General features: G+C 66.1%; 19 protein-coding genes and 1 pseudogene. 15 read left to right on the forward strand and 5 right to left on the reverse strand.

Features of this window, described 5'->3' with window-relative positions:
* Positions 1–56: 56 nt before the first annotated feature.
* Positions 57–878, reverse strand: coding sequence for an IclR family transcriptional regulator (locus tag P9255_RS20080; protein WP_309763519.1), 822 nt, complete (start codon positions 876–878; stop codon positions 57–59).
* Between the two features lie 88 nt (positions 879–966).
* Between P9255_RS20080 and P9255_RS20085 the strand changes: the two genes are divergently transcribed.
* The 7 genes from P9255_RS20085 to rfaE2 all read left to right on the forward strand — a co-directional run bounded on the left by P9255_RS20085 (position 967) and on the right by rfaE2 (position 8,024).
* Positions 967–1,953, forward strand: a complete 987-nt coding sequence (locus tag P9255_RS20085) for a fumarylacetoacetate hydrolase family protein (protein WP_309763518.1) — start codon at positions 967–969, stop codon at positions 1,951–1,953.
* Between the two features lie 139 nt (positions 1,954–2,092).
* Complete coding sequence (locus P9255_RS20090; protein WP_309765363.1) at positions 2,093–3,232, forward strand: ABC transporter substrate-binding protein; 1,140 nt, start codon at positions 2,093–2,095, stop codon at positions 3,230–3,232.
* 16 nt (positions 3,233–3,248) lie between these two features.
* Positions 3,249–4,076: an enoyl-CoA hydratase/isomerase family protein gene (locus tag P9255_RS20095; protein ID WP_309763517.1), complete on the forward strand. Its 828-nt coding sequence runs from the start codon at positions 3,249–3,251 to the stop codon at positions 4,074–4,076.
* A gap of 50 nt (positions 4,077–4,126) precedes the next feature.
* The gene (locus tag P9255_RS20100) at positions 4,127–4,867 is read left to right on the forward strand and encodes a PhaM family polyhydroxyalkanoate granule multifunctional regulatory protein (RefSeq protein ID WP_309763516.1); all 741 of its coding nucleotides are present in this window, start codon (positions 4,127–4,129) and stop codon (positions 4,865–4,867) included.
* A gap of 206 nt (positions 4,868–5,073) precedes the next feature.
* Positions 5,074–6,126, forward strand: coding sequence for a MerR family transcriptional regulator (locus tag P9255_RS20105; RefSeq protein WP_309763515.1), 1,053 nt, complete (start codon positions 5,074–5,076; stop codon positions 6,124–6,126).
* A gap of 392 nt (positions 6,127–6,518) precedes the next feature.
* Positions 6,519–7,394, forward strand: coding sequence for a ferritin-like domain-containing protein (locus P9255_RS20110; RefSeq protein WP_309763513.1), 876 nt, complete (start codon positions 6,519–6,521; stop codon positions 7,392–7,394).
* Between the two features lie 147 nt (positions 7,395–7,541).
* On the forward strand, positions 7,542–8,024 hold the full coding sequence (gene rfaE2 / locus P9255_RS20115; RefSeq protein WP_309763512.1) for a D-glycero-beta-D-manno-heptose 1-phosphate adenylyltransferase: 483 nt from the start codon (positions 7,542–7,544) through the stop codon (positions 8,022–8,024).
* Between the two features lie 7 nt (positions 8,025–8,031).
* On the opposite strand, the gene P9255_RS20120 is transcribed toward rfaE2, so the two are convergent.
* The 4 genes and pseudogenes from P9255_RS20120 to P9255_RS20135 all read right to left on the reverse strand — a co-directional run bounded on the left by P9255_RS20120 (position 8,032) and on the right by P9255_RS20135 (position 10,320).
* On the reverse strand, positions 8,032–8,271 hold the full coding sequence (locus P9255_RS20120; protein ID WP_309763511.1) for a hypothetical protein: 240 nt from the start codon (positions 8,269–8,271) through the stop codon (positions 8,032–8,034).
* Between the two features lie 26 nt (positions 8,272–8,297).
* A complete protein-coding gene (locus P9255_RS20125) occupies positions 8,298–9,119 on the reverse strand; it encodes a type III pantothenate kinase (protein ID WP_309763510.1) in 822 nt (273 codons plus the stop codon).
* Complete coding sequence (locus tag P9255_RS20130) at positions 9,116–10,018, reverse strand: biotin--[acetyl-CoA-carboxylase] ligase (protein WP_309763509.1); 903 nt, start codon at positions 10,016–10,018, stop codon at positions 9,116–9,118. The genes P9255_RS20125 and P9255_RS20130 overlap by 4 nt, the downstream gene beginning before the upstream one ends.
* Positions 10,019–10,066: 48 nt before the next feature.
* Positions 10,067–10,320, reverse strand: a pseudogene (locus tag P9255_RS20135) (helix-turn-helix domain-containing protein).
* 184 nt (positions 10,321–10,504) lie between these two features.
* On the opposite strand from P9255_RS20135, the gene P9255_RS20140 reads away from it, so the two are divergent.
* From P9255_RS20140 to P9255_RS20175, 8 genes are all read left to right on the forward strand, one after another.
* Positions 10,505–11,632, forward strand: coding sequence for an ABC transporter permease (locus tag P9255_RS20140; protein WP_309763508.1), 1,128 nt, complete (start codon positions 10,505–10,507; stop codon positions 11,630–11,632).
* Between the two features lie 5 nt (positions 11,633–11,637).
* Positions 11,638–12,513: an ATP-binding cassette domain-containing protein gene (locus P9255_RS20145; protein WP_309763507.1), complete on the forward strand. Its 876-nt coding sequence runs from the start codon at positions 11,638–11,640 to the stop codon at positions 12,511–12,513.
* A gap of 36 nt (positions 12,514–12,549) precedes the next feature.
* On the forward strand, positions 12,550–13,509 hold the full coding sequence (locus P9255_RS20150) for an MlaD family protein (RefSeq protein ID WP_309763506.1): 960 nt from the start codon (positions 12,550–12,552) through the stop codon (positions 13,507–13,509).
* Between the two features lie 11 nt (positions 13,510–13,520).
* Positions 13,521–14,135 (forward strand): ABC-type transport auxiliary lipoprotein family protein, encoded by a 615-nt coding sequence (locus P9255_RS20155; RefSeq protein WP_404980377.1) that lies wholly within the window; start codon positions 13,521–13,523, stop codon positions 14,133–14,135.
* A 49-nt stretch (positions 14,136–14,184) separates the two neighbouring features.
* Positions 14,185–15,366 carry a VanZ family protein gene (locus P9255_RS20160; RefSeq protein WP_309763505.1) on the forward strand — a complete coding sequence of 394 codons (1,182 nt, stop codon included), beginning with the start codon at positions 14,185–14,187 and terminating at the stop codon, positions 15,364–15,366.
* Positions 15,367–15,431: 65 nt separating this feature from the next.
* The gene (locus P9255_RS20165) at positions 15,432–15,761 is read left to right on the forward strand and encodes a (2Fe-2S) ferredoxin domain-containing protein (protein WP_309763504.1); all 330 of its coding nucleotides are present in this window, start codon (positions 15,432–15,434) and stop codon (positions 15,759–15,761) included.
* Positions 15,762–15,776: 15 nt separating this feature from the next.
* On the forward strand, positions 15,777–16,403 hold the full coding sequence (locus P9255_RS20170; protein ID WP_309763503.1) for an alpha/beta hydrolase: 627 nt from the start codon (positions 15,777–15,779) through the stop codon (positions 16,401–16,403).
* A 441-nt stretch (positions 16,404–16,844) separates the two neighbouring features.
* Positions 16,845–18,077 carry a D-alanyl-D-alanine carboxypeptidase family protein gene (locus P9255_RS20175; protein WP_309790324.1) on the forward strand — a complete coding sequence of 411 codons (1,233 nt, stop codon included), beginning with the start codon at positions 16,845–16,847 and terminating at the stop codon, positions 18,075–18,077.
* Position 18,078: the final 1 nt, after the last annotated feature.

Here is an 18,078-nt window from a genome sequence, read left to right on the forward strand (position 1 = left end):
GCGCGTGCGGCGAACGGGACAAACGGTTAAGACAGGCGGCGCCGATTCGATGTTCCTCAGTGCGCCGGGGCATCGCTGGCGCGATACCCCAGTTCGTACGACAGGCCGCGCGCGCACTCGCGAAGCGCGGCGTCGATTTCGCCACCCCAGCGCGTATCGAACGCGCCTTCGTGACCGAGCGCGATCAACCCGAGCGCCAGATCGCCGGTGGAATCGAAGACCGGCGTGCAGAACGCGTGGATCGTCGGCAGCAGCATGCCTTCGACACGCGCCGCACCGTGTTCGCGGACATCGGCGAGCAGCGGCTCAATATCGGCGATTGTCTGCTTGTTGGCAGCGAGTTCCCGGTCGAGCATCGGCTGCGTCTTGCTGCGCGGCAGATAGGCGGCGAACAGCAGGCCCGTCGCGGACGACAGCAGCGGCATCACATCGCCCAGTTTCAGCGATGCCTTCGCCGGATAGCTCGACTCCATCCAGTGCACGACGGTCGGCCCCTGATTGCCCCACACGGCGATGCCCACGGTCTGGTCCAGCCGGTCGCGCAAGCCGGCGAGCGCGATGCGCGCGAGCCTCACGCCGTCCACGCGCGCGAGCCGCGCCAGTCCCATTTGCAGCGCGAAGCCGCCGAGTTCGTAACGGCCGGAAAGCGGGTCCTGCGATACCACGCCCAGCCGCACGAAGCTCACCAGATACCGATGCGCCTTCGCCGGGCTCATGCCGGCGCGGTGCGCGAGGTCGCGCAGCATCATCGCGCGCGGCTCGTGCGTCAGCACGTCGAGCAGGCGAAAGCCGACTTCGATCGACTGGATGCCCGAGCGCGCTTTCTCTTCGGAAGCGTCGATATCGTCGTCGGCGGTGGCGGGAAGGGGCGAGGGCATGGAAAGCGTCGGAATTAGCCGGATGGCAGGCGATTCACCATCGTAAAATAGATTTCCTTTAACGTCATCTCAGCACCGCCTCCGCCTTATGAAACTCGCCACGCTGAAGGACGGCACGCGCGACGGCCAGCTCGTCGTCGTTTCGCGCGATTTGCGCACGGCAGTCATCCCCGACGGGATCGTCACGACGCTGCAACGCGCCCTCGACGACTGGACCTTCTATGCGCCGCAGCTGATCGAGCTGTACGACGCGCTGAATCAGGGCCGCGCCCGCCATTCGTTTTCGTTCGATCCGAAAGCGTGCATGGCGCCGCTGCCGCGCGCCTTCCAGTGGGCCGATGGCTCGTCGTACGTGAATCACGTCGAGCTCGTGCGGCGCGCGCGCGGCGTGGAAATGCCGCCCGAATTCTGGACCGATCCGCTGATGTATCAGGGCGGCAGCGACGACTTTCTCGGACCGGCCGACGATATCGTGTGCGCGTCGGAATCGTATGGAATCGACTTCGAGGCGGAAGTGGCCGTCATCACGTCGGATGTGGAGATGGCCCCCACGCCGGACGAAGCGTTGAAAAGCGTGCGCCTGCTGATGCTGGTCAACGATGTATCGCTGCGCAACCTGATTCCCGCGGAACTCGCGAAGGGCTTCGGTTTCTTTCAGAGCAAGCCCGCGACCGCGTTCTCGCCGGTGGCCGTGACTCCCGACGAGCTCGGCGACGCATGGCGCGAAGGCCGCGTGCATCGCCCGATGATCGTGCACTGGAACGGCAAGAAGGTCGGTCAGCCGCAGTGCGGCGTCGACATGGTCTTCCACTTCGGCCAGTTGATCGCGCACGCGGCGAAGACGCGCAATCTGCGCGCGGGGTCGATCGTTGGCTCGGGCACCATCTCGAACAAGGACGCGACGCGCGGCTACTGCTGCATCGCCGAGAAGCGGTGCCTCGAAACCATCGAACATGGCGCGGCGCAAACCGGCTTCATGCAGTTCGGCGACAGCGTGCGCATCGAAATCTTCGACGAAGCCGGCAAGTCGATTTTCGGCGCGATCGATCAGGCCGTCGTGCAACTGGAGCATTGAAGACGCACCGAAGACGCAACGGGTTTCGCCCGATGCGTCGAGGGCGCATGCCACCGTACACTTGCCGGGCGTTGCGGCGCCCACGCCGCACGACGACAACAACACGTACAAGGAGATGTCGATGCGCGGCGGAAAGTGGATGGCGGCGGCAGTATCGTTGATGCTGGCGACAGCATCGTTCGCAGAGACGCCGCATGTGAAGATCGGCCTCGTGCTGTCGCTGACAGGGCCCGCCGCATCGCTCGGCATTCCCGCGCGCGATACCGTCGCGCTGCTGCCGAAGGAAATGGGCGGCCGGCCGGTCGATTACATCGTGCTCGACGACGCCTCCGACACCACGCAAGCCGTCCAGACCACGAAGAAGCTCATCACCGAAGATCAGGTCGATGCGATCATCGGTTCGTCCATCACGCCTAACTCGCTCGCGATGATCGATGTCGTCGCGCAAGGACAGACGCCGATGATCTCGCTCGCGTCATCGTCGAAGATCATCGAACCGGTGGACGACAAGCGCCGCTGGGTGTTCAAGACGCCGCAAACCGACGCGATGATGGCCTCCGCCATCGCCGAGCACGCGAGCAATCACGGCGTGAAGACGCTCGCGTACATCGGCCAGGCCGATGCCCTCGGCGAGACCTTTTACGCGGAAGTCGCGAAGTTCGCACAGCTTCACAAGATCAACGTGGTGGCGAACGAGCGCTTCAACCGCACGGACCCGAGCGTGACCGGGCAGATCCTCAAGATTCTCGCCGCGAAGCCGGATGCGGTCGTAGTAGGCGCGGCCGGCACGCCCGCTGCGCTGCCGCCGAAAACGCTCGCGCAGCGCGGCTACAAGGGCCTCGTCTATCACAACCACGGCGTGGGCAACCGCGACTTCCTGCGCGTGTGCGGCGCGGATTGCAACGGCACGTTTCTGCCGACGAGCCCGGTGCTGGTCGCCGCGCAATTGCCCGACGATCATCCGGCGAAACGGCTCGCGCTCAACTACATCAAACTGTACGAAGCGAAGCAGGGCACGGGGACGGTGTCGGCGTTCGGCTCGTACACATGGGATGCGGGGATGCTGCTGGAACGCGCCGCGCCCATCGCGCTGAAGGCCGCCGCGCCCGGCACGCCGGCGTTCCGCAACGCATTGCGCGATGCGCTCGAAGGCACGAAGAACTTCGCGGATACGAATGGCGTCGTCAACATGACGGCGAACGATCACATCGGCCTCGATCAGCGCGCCCGCGTGATGGTCGAGATACGCGACGGCAAGTGGGTGTATCAGCCGCGCTAAATCACACGCGATCGACATGAGCGACCTTTCTCTTTATTCCGGCTACACGTCGCTGCAACTGCGCCGTCACGCGCACGGCGTGCTCGAAGTGGTGATGCCCGGCGCGGGCGCGAACAAGAGCGGCCTCTCCACCGCCGACGCCAACATGCACCGCGAACTGGCGGATATCTGGCGCGACATCGATCGCGATCCCGAGACGCGCGTCGCGCTGATTCGCGGCGAGGGCAAGGGCTTCTCGGCGGGCGGCGATCTGGCGCTCGTCGAAGAGATGGCGAACGACTTCGATGTGCGCGCGCGCGTGTGGCGCGAGGCGCGCGATCTCGTCTACAACGTCATCAACTGCAGCAAGCCGATCGTCTCCGCGATGCACGGTCCCGCCGTCGGCGCAGGGCTCGTCGCCGGACTGCTCGCGGATATCTCGATCGCATCGAAGACGGCGCGCATCATCGACGGACATACGCGGCTCGGCGTCGCGGCGGGCGATCACGCGGCGATCGTGTGGCCGCTGCTGTGCGGGATGGCGAAGGCCAAGTACTATCTCCTTCTATGCGAGCCGGTGAGCGGGGAGGAGGCGGAGCGCATCGGGCTGGTATCGCTCGCGGTGGAAGAGAGCGAACTGATGCCGCGGGCGATCGAAGTCGCGAACCGGCTCGCGCAGGGATCGCAGACCGCGATTCGCTGGACGAAGTACGCGCTGAACAACTGGCTGCGCATGGCGGGGCCCACGTTCGATACATCGCTCGCGCTCGAATTCATGGGCTTCGCCGGGCCGGACGTGCATGAAGGCATGCGTTCGCTGCGCGAGCGCCGCGCGCCGGATTTCCCGGGCGGCGCGCCGTTCTGAACGACCTCGCGACAAAAACGCGTGGATCAACCAATCATGGAGAGCGTCGAATGACCGATAACACTGGCGGCACCCCGCCGTTTTCGATTCCCGGTTTCCCCGGATTCGGCCAGGCCGACATGATGGGCAAGATGTGGGAAATGATGCGGCTCAACCCCTTCGCCGCTGCGATGCCGGGCGGCGCGCAGGGCGTGGGACCGTCGCTGTCGATGATGTCCGACATGCTCGCGCCGCTCACGAACATCGAGGAACTCGACAAGCGCGTCACCGACATGCGCGCCGTCGAGCAATGGCTCAAGCTGAATCTCAACATGCTGCAATCGGCCATCCAGGCGCTCGAGGTGCAGCGCGCCACGCTCGCGACGTTGCGCTCGTTCGGCGCGTTCGCGCAGACGTCGATGGAAGGCGCGAAGAACGCGGCGGCGGATACGCAAAAGGCGGCCGGCCGCTGGCCGATGGGCGGCGCGGCCACACCTGACGGCCCGAAGCAGGAAACCGGACCGCAACCGTCGGCCACGGACGACGCGGCGCAGTCCGCGAACTTGCCACCGGGCTTCGATCCGAGCGGCTGGTGGAACGTGCTGCAATCGCAGTTCAACCAGCTCGCCCATCTCGCGATGATCCAGCCCGGCATGACCGGCGCGCCCGGGCAGCAGGACGCTTCGGCGGAAACGGCGGCGCAGACACCTGCCCCTGGCGATCCCGCTGGCGGCGCCGAATCCAAGCCCGATGCCGCCGCAGCCCGAAAGGCGGCTGTAAAAAAATCGCCGCCGCGAAAGAAAGGCGAGTGAGCGTCGGTTCGACGCAATCCGCTTTGCGCGACGCCCGCCGGCTGAAAAGCCGCCGGGCGTTTTCCCTGGCTTCTGCGCCAGGCGCAGAGTGCCTCCGGCCTGGTTCTGTCCATCGTTAAGCACCCGCTTACCCGCGCTTTGTCCACCCGGCTTATCAGGCACGCTCCGTGCACCGTCGATGAGTGTGATTCATTTTCACTCTGTCCATGACAAACTCATCGAACGAAAGCCCGGTCCCGGACGAGGATGCCGGCGACACAGCCCAGGGCGACGCTGCCGCCGAGCCGGCGCGATCGCACGGCTTCGAGAGCGGGCTGACGGGCATCGGTATCGGCGCCATCGCCCAGGAAATCGGGCTGACGAAGGACACGCTGCGCGTATGGGAGCGCCGCTACGGCTTTCCCCAACCGCTGCGCTCGCCCGGCGGCGAACGGCTGTATCCGCAGGAACAGGTGTCGAAGCTGCGGCTCGTCAAGCGCCTGCTCGACGCGGGGCATCGGCCGAGCAAGGTGCTCGCGCAGCCGGTCGAGCAATTGCAGCAACTCGCGCAGTCGTCCGGTATCGGCCAGGACGCGCCGGATGTCGAACTCGACCAGATGGTCGCGTTGCTGCGCAATGGCGCTTACGAAGACTTCCGTTTCGGGCTGCTCAAGCGCGCGACGCGTGAAGGCCTCGAACGCTTCGTTCTCGACGTGGCCGCGCCGCTGTCGGCGCGAGTCGGCAACGCGTGGGCGTCGGGCACGCTGCAGGTCTATCACGAGCATCTCTTCAGCGAGGCGCTGCAGGTCACGCTGCGCAGCCTGATGCGCCCGCTCTCCGATGCGGTGCGCGCACGCGGCGGACGTCCGCGCCTGCTGCTCACGACGCTGTCCGGCGAAGGCCACGGTCTCGGCATCCTGATGGCCGAAGCGATGTTCACGCTATCGGAATGCACGTGCATCCAGCTCGGGCTGCAGACGCCGCTGCACGATATCGCCAGTGCGGTGAGGGCGCACGAAATCGATGTCGTCGCGCTGTCGTTCACGTCGGTGCTGCCGGCGCAAGTCATCGCCAATGTGCTGACGGAGCTGCGCAGCATGCTGCCGGCGCACGTGCGAATGTGGGTCGGAGGCAGTAGTCCCGCGCTGCGCCGGAAAATTCACGAGGGCGTCGATCAGCTGCCCGGCCTGACCGCGATCGAAGAATCCGTCGCGGCCTGGCGTTCGGCCTCCGTGCTATCATCGGCCGGCTTGCCGGAGCAGTCTCAGACGGCGAGCTGAAGCGGGCCCGCGGGCTGAACGGCATTCGCCGCGCTTCGGGCCGCAGCGTGCGCGAACCAGTGCAACATCGCGCTGTCACAAGCGCAGGCCACGCTGTAAGCCGCGCAGCACGCCGCGCGAAAAGCCGGCCCTACCTCAGGCACACGTTTCGCTCCTCACCCACGGTAGACAAGACGCACACTGCGTGCATCCGCACATCGCACGGCTGTCAGGCGCGGCTGAAATGCGTTGCCGCGGCGCTGAATATGGCGCTTTGTTGTCGGTTTTCGTCTGTAACCGCTCGAATCCCGCGTAAAATTGAAAGCTTGGTTGCTCGCGCGCAGCGTTATGCGCACGCTCGGGCCGAGAGTCTTATAGATATAACGTCGCATAAGTGGCATCAGGGGTGGACTATGAACACCATGCTTTATCCGGAACTTTATAAATCGCTGGAATCCGTTCGCTGGGATATGGAGAAGGACATCCCGTGGGACAAGTTCGATGCGTCGCTGCTCTCCGACGAGCAGGCGAAGACCATCAAGATGAACGCGATCACCGAATGGTCCGCTCTTCCCGCAACGGAAATGTTCTTGCGTGACAATCATCACGACAGCGACTTCTCCGCTTTCATGAGCGTGTGGTTTTTCGAGGAGCAGAAGCATTCGCTGGTGTTGATGGAATACCTGCGCCGCTTCAAGCCCGAACTCGTGCCGACGGAAGAAGAGCTGCACGCGGTGCGCTTCGAATTCGATCCGGCGCCGCCGCTCGAAACCCTGATGCTGCATTTCTGCGGCGAAATCCGCTTGAACCACTGGTATCGCCGGGCGGCGGAATGGCATACCGAGCCGGTCATCAAGCACATCTACGAAACCATTTCGCGCGACGAAGCCCGTCATGGCGGCGCGTACCTGCGCTACATGAAGAAGGCGCTCGCGAATGCGGGCGATTCCGCGCGCGCCGCGTTTGCGAAGATCGGCGTGCTGATGGCGTCGGCGCGTCGCACGGAAAAGCCGCTGCATCCCACGAATCTGCACGTGAACCAGGCGCTTTTCCCGCGCGATACCGTGCAGTCCCGTCTGCCCGATCCGGAGTGGCTCGAGCGCTGGCTCGACGACCAGATCCGCTTCGACGACAGCTGGGAGAAGAAGGTCGTCGAACGCATTCTGCATAACCTGTCCATTCTCTTCGAGCGCTCGTTCGTCACCGCGCAGGAGCTCAACCGCTATCGCAAGGAAGTGGTGCAGCGTCTGCAAGCGGCGGGCAGCGCGGCCGGGCAGCAGCCGGCCTGATCGTCGAAAGCCCCTTTTGAAGGAAGCGGCCCGTCAGTGAACTGACGGGCCGTTTTTTTTCGCACCCGGACGTCCAGAGCAGCGCGCGGAAGGCGCGGGTCGCCGTGGCACAATGCGCGCTCCTGGACCACTGCACCGAGCGTCGCCATGCCCGCCATTTTCGAACGCAAGATCACCACGCGCGACGCGCTCGCCGCGCTCCGTCCGACGCTCGCCGGGCCGGTCGTATTCACCAACGGCGTGTTCGATATCCTGCATCGCGGACACGTGACCTATCTCGCCGATGCGAAGGCGCTCGGCGCGACGCTGATTGTCGGCGTCAACAGCGATGCCTCCGTTCGCATGCTCGGCAAGGGCGACGATCGCCCGATCAATCACGAAGACGATCGCATGGCGCTGCTCGCCGCGCTCGAGAGCGTGGACTTCGTCGTGAAGTTCGAGGAGTCGACGCCGCTGCAGTTGATCGACGCCGTGCATCCCGATGTGCTCGTGAAAGGCGGCGATTACGACATGGACAAGCTCGCGGAATCGGCGCTGGTGCGGGGTTGGGGCGGCAAGGCGCTGGCGATCGCCTTCGAACATGACCGCTCAACGACCGCGCTGCTCAGGAAAGTGCGCGCGCAGTCGTGATCCGGCCTTACTGGCCTAGCGGCGACGTCTGAACCTTGGCGGCGGGCGCGGGACCGCCGACCTGCGGCTGATCGGCGGCTTCCTCGGGATGTAGCGGGCGCATGCTCAGCGTTTCGGGCCGCACCTGCTGCATCAGGTGTTGCGGCTCGCGCGCGCCGGCAGCCGGCAGCGGGCCGAACGTGCCGTGCACCAGCGCGAACATCAAAAGGTTGGCCAGGGTCAAAATGGCGATGAGCCAGCGCAGCATTCTTGGGCTCCGTCAGTCGATCAGAATCATAAAGAGTGAAGCGCCGCCGCGTCGCGCGCGATGAGCGCGAGTCCCGACAGCACCAGTGAATCGTGGCGAGTGTAAGGCGCGTCGAGCGCGCCCGCGATTTCATCGGCTGCGCCGCCGCTCAGCACGAGGCGCACATCCGCCTTCCAGTCGTCGCGCAGGTCGCGCCAGGCTCGTTCGATGAGGCTCGCTTGCGCAAGCAGGCAACCGGACGATAATGCGGCGGCGGTATCGATCGCGAAGACGCCGTGCGGCTTTTCGGCGGCGGCATTGAGCGCGCGTTTGGCGGCGGTGGCGTCGAGCGTCGGCAGTTGCGCGGTGCGGCTGCCGAGCGATTGCATCATCAGCGACCAGCCCGGCGCGATCAGGCCGCCCGTGAAGACGCCGTTCGCGCGCAAGGCTTCGAGCGTCGTTGCGGTGCCGAAAGTGGCGATCAGCACGTTCTCGCCCGGATACGCGGCGCGCGCGGCGATCAGGCCGGCCCAGCGATCGCTGCCGAGCTGCCCGGGTTCCGAGTAGCCGTTGATCACGCCGCATTGACGCGGCTTCGCCCGCACGACGGTGCGGGGCAACGCAGGCCAGTGCGCGTCGATCAGACGCTCGATCCGCTCCTGTACCGATGCGCCCGCCACGTTCGACATCCACGCGTCGGCAGGATGCGGCAGCGATGACCATGCGCCGAGCGCCGGGTCGTCGTGTTGCGATGTCTCGCGCTCGTGCTCTAACGCGCCGCTCGCGATAGCCGCGCCGGTTTCATCGACGAGCGACCACTTGATGCGGCTGTTGCCCGCATCGATCAGCAGGTTCGGCGTGTGCCTCACGGACGTTCCTTCGCGAGGCGCAAGCTCGGCTCGCCGGTGGCGACGGTGCGCGGTCCTTCGGGCGCGTCGATCATCAGCTGGCCGCTATCGTCGACGCCGGAAGCGACGCCTCGCGTGATTTCCTGTCCCTGATCGATCAGCACGACTTCGCGGCCGGCGTAGGCGTGGGCGTCCGTCCAGCGCTGGCGGAACGGCTTGAAGCCTTCGGTCTCGAAGCGCGGGAGGGCGGCGTCGAGGGCGTTGAGGAGCGCGGCGAGCGTGTCGGTGAGGTTCGCGTCGGGCCATGCGCGGGCGAGCGTGGCGGGCGTCGCGCCGGGAACGGCGGACGCGGCCTGGCGATTGGCGTCATCGACCTGAGCGGACAGTTGTTCCGCGCCGTGCAGATTGATGCCGATGCCGATCACCACGGCTGTCGCACCGGGCGCGCTCCATGCGGTTTCGATGAGGATGCCGGCGAGCTTGCCGTCGTCGAGCAGGACGTCGTTCGGCCATTTGAGTGCGGGGCGCGCGGAGGGCGAGAGCGGCAGGCGCGCGAGTGCGTCGAGCACGGCGACGCCGGTGGCGAGGCTCAATCCCGACAGCGCTTCGATAGGACGCCGCAGCACATAGCCGACCGACATCAGCAGCGCGTTGCCCGGCTCCCCGAGCCATGCGCGGCCACGCCGGCCGCGGCCCGCCGTCTGCGAGTACGCGACCCGGACGATGGGCGCGGGCGGATCGCCCGGCGTGTTGTCGCGCGGGAGGGCGCGCAGCCGCTCGATGAGATCGGCGTTGGTGGAGCCCGTTTCATCGACGATTTCGATGTCCCAGTCATGCGCGGGACGCGCGGCGAGCGTCGCGAGCCGATTGCGATCGATGCGCCACGGGGCGTCGGGGGCGAAGGAGGCGGAGGGGTTCATGCGGGATATTGTAGCGGGGCGGTATCGGCGTGCTTGTCTCCGCTGCGGTCATATGAAGGCGATGTGAAGCGTCTTGCCGCAGGCCGCCGCGTATTTGCGCAGGGTGGCGATGGAGGGCGGGGGCTTTCGCTGATCAGCGATGCTTCGAGGCGTGCGACGGCGGATGCAGTGGCGCCCATGCGGGCGGCAATCTGAGCTTAAGTAAGATCGGCTTGCTTGCGCGCCAGCAAGAGGGCTTCCACGGCGGCGTACCGGGGTTCCAGCGCGTCGTAAGCGGCCTTCACTTCCGGGTTCGAAAGCAGGCGGGCGGTGTCACCGTTCGTATAGCGGCTCGCGTTGACCTGCGACGAGTGTTGTGTCGCGTTGCCTCCGGGAATTCGTCCGCTCGCGATAGCGGGATGACATTGCCCCGAACCTCACGGACTCAAGCCCCCCGCACAACCTTCGCTACAATGTCCTCTCCCTCCCACCCCCGCCCCAACACCCTTGAACTTCGACACGCCGCCCCGCCTGCGAGTGGAAGCCGGTCAGCAAGGCAAGGTGGTCCGGCTTTCGGGCCAATGGACCGCGCTCGCGCTCGCGCGTGATCGCGCCAAAAGCGGCGTCACGCGGCGGCTGCGCGCCATCGGGCGCGAAGCCATCAGCCAGTGGGACCTGCTCTCCGTCGAGCGGCTCGATCACGTCGGCGGACAGGCGCTCTGGCGCATCTGGGGCCGCAAGATGCCCGCGACCATCGCGCTATCGGACACGCAGCGCGAAATCTTCGAGCGCGTCGCGCTGCTCGACGCCGAGCGCGAAGAACCCGAACCCGTCGATCGCACCGATCCCGTCACACGGCTCGGACAACTGATCTTCGCGTTCCTCGATCATCTGCACGGCGGCCTCTCGATGTTCGGCGGCTTTCTCATGGATCTCGCTTCGATCGTGCGGCGTCCGAATCGCACGCCGTGGACCGAAATCTCCGCGAACATCTACAGCGCCGGCGCGCAGGCGCTCGCCATTACCGCGCTCGTCGCGTTCCTGATCGGCATCGTGCTCAGCTATCTGTCCGCGCAGCAGTTGCGCATGTTCGGCGCGAACCAGTACATCGTGAACATTCTCGGGCTGTCCGTCATACGCGAGCTCGGGCCCGTGCTGTCCGCCATTCTCGTCGCCGGGCGCTCCGGCTCCGCGATCACCGCGCAGATCGGGGTGATGCGCGTCACCGAAGAACTCGACGCGATGCAGGTCATGGGCATCCCGCACGGTCTGCGGCTCGTCCTGCCGCGCGTGATCGCGCTCGGCATCGCCATGCCGCTGCTCGTCATGTGGACGAACATCATCGCGCTCGTGGGCGGCGCGCTCGCGGCGAAGCTCGTGCTGTCCATCGACATTTCGTTTTTCATCCGCTCCCTGCCATCCGTCGTGCCGATCGCCAATCTGTGGATCGGGCTCGGCAAGGGCGTCGTGTTCGGCATGCTGATCGCGCTCGCCGCCTGTCACTTCGGCTTTCGCATCAAGGCAAATTCGCAAAGTCTCGGCGAAGGCACGACGACTTCCGTCGTCACGTCGATCACCATCGTCATCCTCGCCGACGCCGTCTTCGCGATCCTCTTCCAGAACGTGGGCCTATAACGCACATGTCGACGACGCTCGCCACCGCCGTACGCCATCAGCCGCCGCCCGTCATCGCGGAGCCGGTCATCGAAGTGCGCGACGTCACCAAGCGCTACGGCAGAACGGTGATCCACGAGCACCTGAACCTCGACGTGCGGCGCGGCGAAATCGTCGCGCTGCTCGGCGGCTCGGGCTCGGGCAAGACCACGCTCGTTCGGCAGATTCTGGGACTCGAATCGCCGACATCCGGCACGATCCGCGTGCTCGGCGAAGAATGGGCGCGCATGGACGACGAAACCGCCAAGATGCTGCGCACGCGCTCCGGCATGATGTTTCAGCAAGGCGCGCTGTTCTCGTCGCTGACGGTGTATGACAACATCGCACAGCCGTTTCGAGAACTCGGAAAGATTCCCGAGGATCTGATCCGCGAGTTCGTGATGCTCAAGCTCGAAATGGTCGGGCTGTCGTGCAAGCACGCGAGCAAGATGCCGTCGGCACTGTCGGGCGGCATGGTGAAGCGCGTCGGCATCGCGCGGGCGATCGCGCTCGAACCCGAACTGCTGTTCCTGGACGAGCCGACCGCCGGTCTCGATCCGAAGGCATCGGACGAATTCGTCGATCTGATCGCAACGCTGCATCGCGCGCTCGGCCTGACGGTCGTGATGGTCACGCACGATCTCGATACGATGGTCGCGCTGTCCACGCGCGTCGCCGTGCTCGCGGACCGGCGCGTGCTGGTTGCCGCGCCCGTGGAAGAGGCGGTGGCGGTGGATCATCCGTTCATCCGCGAGTATTTTCTGGGGCGGCGCGGACGGCGTGCGCTCGCCGCGCTGCCGCCCGAGCGACGCGCGAAGCTGCCCGCCGTCGCGCTCGACGACGCCTCGTCCACCATCAGATAGCCGACGCCACGCCCAAGAGAGAGAAGGAACCCGCCGATGGAAAACAAATCACACGCGTTCTGGACCGGGCTGTTCACCATCGTGCTCGTGCTGGCGATCGCGTTCGCGGCGTTCTTCTTCAACGTCGATCGCACGGTGCGCGTGCCCTACGACCTGATCGCGCGCACCAACGTGACCGGCCTGTTCACCGATGCCGCCGTGCGTTACCGCGGTCTCGGCGTCGGCAAGGTCGAGTCGATCCGCTTCGACAAGTCGCATCCGGGGCAGATTCGCATCCGCATCCTCGTCGACAAGAACGCGCCGATGACGCGCTCCACGTTCGCGACGCTCGGCTTTCAGGGCGTGACGGGCATCGCGTTCGTGCAGCTCGACGACACCGGCAAGGACACGGCCGCGCTCGCTTCGTCGCCGCAACACGTCGCCGAAGTGCCGATGCGTCCGGGCCTCTTCGAGCAGTTGCAGGAGCGCGGCGAAGTGATCCTGCGCCGGTTCGAGCGGCTATCCGACGATGCGGATAAATTCCTCTCCGACGACGTGCGCAATCAGCTCATGCACACCGCAAAGAGCCTGCAGGGCGCGGCCGACGGCATCGCATCGCTGGCCAGTCAGGCAGGGCCCGCGACGTCGCGCCTGCCGCAGACGCTGCAGCAGCTCGACCGCACGCTGGCATCGACGAATGCGTTCATCCAGAATCTGAACCGCGAGAACGGGCCGCTCCTCACGAACCTGAACAAGGCGGGCAACGCGGCGGAACAGGCGGCCACGTCGCTCGCGGACATGAACGAATCGCTGCGCGAGATGACGGCGCGCGTCGGCTTCGAGGCGTTGCCGCGTCTCTACTCGTTCACCGACGATCTGGCCGGCGCCGCGCGTTCCGTCGACCGCGCCGCCGATACGTTCAGCGCGAGCCCGCGCAGCGTCTTGTTCGGTGCGCCGTCGATGCCGCCGGGGCCGGGCGAGCCGGGTTTCGTCTGGCCGGCGAATCCCGCGCGTTGAAAAGGAATCTCATGGCATACACAGAGTTGAACCGCACGGCGCTCGCGCTCGTATTCATCGGGATGACGATGCTCGGCGGCTGCGCATCGAACGGCAGCGTCGCGCCCGACGCGCGCTATGACCTCGGCGCGCCGCCTGCATCGGGCGAAACCAAAGCGATGCCGCCCGTGAAGGTGTTGGCCGTCGGCGCGCCGCGCAGCCTGGAAACCGACGCGTTCGTCTACCGGATGAGCTACACCGACGCGCAGCGCACCGGCGCCTACGCGAACAGCCACTGGACGATGCCGCCCGCGCAACTGCTGACCCAGCGCCTGCGCGCGGCGCTGTCGGCGCGCGGCCCGGTGCTGACGGGCGCCGATCCGGTACGCGCGCCGCTGCTCGAACTCGAACTGACCGGCTTCGAGCAGGTCTTCGATGCGCCCGAGCGGAGCCACGGCTCCGTGTCGGTGCGCGCGACGCTGACGCAGCAAGGCCGCGTCGTCGCACAGCGCGTGTTCGCCGCCAGCGCCCCCGCGCCGAGCGCCGATGCAGCCGGCGGCGCGCGCGCGCTCGCGGCAGCATCCGACGATCTGATCGCACAACTGAGCGCGTGGCTCGACGCGCAGCCGCTCGCCGCGTCACGATGACATCGACACTTCGACCACCCTCGCTCGAACGGAGGCGCTCGGGCGGCTCATGACGATCAAGCAATGGCAGCGCCGCCCGTCGGCGTTTTCGCGGCAGGCGCTCATCGCGTATGCGGCGCTCGTCGTGTACGGCTCGCTCTATCCGTTTTCCGGCTGGCGATCGCTCGGCATCGGGCCTTTCGCGTTTCTCACCGATCCGCTTCCGCAATATCTGACGGCATTCGACGTCGTCACGAACGTGCTCGGCTATATGCCGCTCGGCGCGCTGATCGTGCTCGCGCTGTATCCGCGCTGGCGGGGATCGGCGGCGGTGTGCGCCGCATTCGTCGGCGGGGGGCTGTTGTCGGGCGTGATGGAGTCCATCCAGACCTATCTGCCGACGCGCGTGTCGTCGAACCTCGATCTCGGCGCGAATGCGCTCGGTGCGCTCGTCGGCGGCGTGCTGATCGCGCCCGCGACCAGCGCGCTGCTCGATCGCGGCCTTTTGAGGCGCATCCGCTTCACGTGGTTCGAGCGGCACGGCGCGTATGTCATCGGGCTATCGGCGTTGTGGCCGTTCGCGGCGATGTTCCCCGCACCGTATCTCTTCGGCGGCGGCGACCTTCCGCGCGTGCTCTGGGACAGCCTCGATCCGGCGATGCAGGACGCGATCCTCGTCTGGACGCCCGCCGCGTGGGACATCGAAAGCTGGCCGGACCGGCTCGGCGCGCTATTGCCCGACGATTCATGGGAAGCGCTCATCACGTCGTCGAATCTCTTTGCGGCGCTCGTGCTCGTGACGTTGCTGACGCGCGAACGCGCGCCGCGCATCCGCCTGATGATCGGCCTCATCGTCGCGACGCTGTTTGCAAAAGCGGGCGCGTCGTTCCTGCAATCGCGCGCGGGCCTGACGTTCGACTGGGCCACCGATGGCGCGCTCGAAGGCATCGGCATCGGCGCGGTGGCGGGCGTGCTGTCGGTCGCGCTGCCGCGTGCGCTGCGGGCGGCGCTGGCGGGCGGGGCGCTCGTCGCCGGGCTCGCGCTCGTCAATCTGCTGCCGGTGAATCCGTACTTCGACATCGTGCTCGCCGACTGGCGGCAAGGCCGCTACCTGCACTTCAACGGGCTGCTGCACTGGCTCGCGTGGGTGTGGCCGTATGCGGCGCTGGGCTGGCTCGCGTCGGCGGCGGAACGCGCATGGGTCATGCGGCGGCGCGTGGGGAATTCGGGCGGCGCGGGCGATGAGCGCTGACGGCAGCGCGGGACATCGCTCGCTATAATCGACCGACACTCATTCGCCCGGCGCACCCGATACTCATGGATTCTTTCTACAAGTACCACGTGTTCTTCTGCCTCAATCAGCGCGACGCCGACGCAACGCGGCCGAGCTGCGCGAACTGCAATGCGCAGGCGATGCAGGAGCACGCGAAAAAGCGCGTGAAGAAGCTGGGCCTCGCGGGCGAAGGGAAGGTGCGGATCAACAAGGCGGGCTGCCTCGACCGCTGCGAGCTGGGGCCGGTCGTGGTCGTGTACCCGGAAGGCACGTGGTACACGTATGTCGATGAAACGGACATCGACGAAATCGTCGATTCGCATCTCGCCAACGGGAAGATCGTCGAGCGTCTTCTCATCGATCAACCGGTTTAAACAACGCCTCGCCGCATGAACGCGCAAACAGAAAAATTCCTGATCGACGGGCCGGCCGGCAAGATCGAAGTCGCGCTCGACCGGACCGACGCCGCGCCGCGCGGCATCGCGCTCGTCGCGCATCCGCATCCGCTTTTCGGCGGCACCATGGACAACAAGGTTGCGCAGACGCTCGCGCGGACCTTCGTTCAGCTCGGCTATACGACGTATCGCTCCAATTTCCGTGGCGTCGGGCAGACGGAAGGCGAGCACGACAACGGCATTGGCGAGCGCGAGGACCTGCTGGCCGTCATCGCTCACATGCGCGCGCAGCCGGGGCAGGGCGATGTGCCCATCGTGCTCGCGGGCTTTTCGTTCGGCACCTTCGTGCTGTCGCACGTGGCGAAGCGCCTGACGGACGAAGGGCAGGCGATCGAACGGCTGGTGTTCGTCGGCACGGCGGCGAGCCGCTGGGACGTGGCCCCGGTGCCCGAGAACACGCTGGTGATTCACGGCGAAGTGGACGACACGGTGCCGATCGCATCCGTGTACGACTGGGCGCGTCCGCAGGAATTGCCGGTCGTGGTGATTCCGGGCGGCGAACACTTCTTTCACCGCAAGCTGCATATCCTGAAGCGCGTGATCGTTGACGCCTGGCGGTAGCGCGGGCGCGTGAGCCGAACCCGGAAACGTGCCTAGGCATCGCCTTAAAAAGCGCGGCTTCGGGCCAAAGACGGGCAGATTGACAGCAAAGGCGCTGTGAGCCGCGCGTATAATGGCGCAGAATTTTTTCGCCCGGCCATTCGCATTCTTGTCGCCGCAACGCGAGAGCGAATCGGTTCCGGCGAAAAGCCCGACGCCTGAACGCCGGCTCTCATGCCGGCCAACGCGACGTTTCGAAAACAAACGTTTGAGAACCGATGGCGCGGCCGTCTGTCGAATGAGCGCTCTTCGCCGCGCCACCGCGAGTGCCGGCTTTCCGGCCTCCCGGAGAATCAGGCGAAGCGCCGACCGGCATCGACGGTCTGCCTGTTCAACCCGCGCTTCGCCGCCTTTCGGATCATTCCGGGCGTTGCGCCGACGCACTTTCTGCCGACCGATCCTATGCGCTTTTTCCCTTCCGGCTTTTCTGTCCCGTCCGTTTCTGTTTCCGCTCCTGCTTCTTCCGTAAGGCTTCGCGCGCTGAAGGCCGCTATCGTGCTGCCGGCCGTCTTCGCCGCTGCGAGCGCACTGGCGCAAGTGCCGCCGCCCGCGGTCACGGCCCGTTCGTGGGTGCTCGTCGACGCGACCAGCAACCAGGTGCTCGCATCGGGCAATCCTGACGAGCGCGTGGAACCGGCGTCGCTGACCAAGCTGATGACCGCTTATCTCGTCTTCGACGCGCTCAAAGCGAAGAAGATCAACATGGATCAGACCGTGATGCCGAGCGAGGCCGTGCGCCGCGTGCGGACCGACGAGTCGCGCATGTTCATCGAGGCGAACAAGCCGGTCACGGTGCATGACCTCGTGTACGGCATGATCATCCAGTCGGGCAACGACGCGGCTATCGCGCTGGCCGAACTGGTCGGCGGCAGCGAGGCCAACTTCGTCAATCTGATGAACGGCGCGGCGCAGCGCATCGGCATGAAGCACACGCACTATGCCGACGTGAACGGCATGCCCGATCCGCAGCACTACACGACCGCCGGCGATCTCGCGGTGCTGTCCACGCGTCTGATCCGCGACTTCCCCGAGTACTACAGCATCTTCTCGGAAAAGGAGTTCACGTATAACAAGATCAAGCAGCCGAACCGTAACCGCCTGCTGTGGCTCGACTCCTCCGTCGATGGCCTCAAGACCGGCCACACGAAGGCCGCCGGCTACTGCCTGATCGCGACGGCCAAGCGTCCGCTCGTCGGCACGCCGGACGCGAGCCGCCGCCTCGTCGCGGTGATGATGGGCGAGCCGAAGGAGTCGGCGCGCGTGCAGGACAGCCTCAAGATGCTGAGCTACGGCTACACGGCCTATGACGCGCTGCGTCTCTACAAGGCGAATCAGGTGGTCGAATCGCCGCGCGTGTACAAGGGCGCGGCGGACAACGTGCAGGCGGGCGTATCGACGGATCAGTACATCACCGTGCCGAAGGGTCTCGGCGACAAGGTCAAGCCGACGATCACGCGCAACGATCTGATCATCGCGCCGGTGAAGAAGGGCCAGCAAGTCGGCACCGTCCGGATGATGGCCGATGGCAAGGAAGTCGCGCAGTTCCCGCTCGTCGCGCTGCAGGAAGTGCCGGAAGCGGGCCTGTTCGGCCGCTTGTGGGATTCCGCGCTGCTGATGTGGCAGAAGCGGAAGTAAA

It is taken from the genome of Caballeronia sp. LZ019, from assembly GCF_031450825.1.
Classification (GTDB): Bacteria; Pseudomonadota; Gammaproteobacteria; order Burkholderiales; family Burkholderiaceae; genus Caballeronia.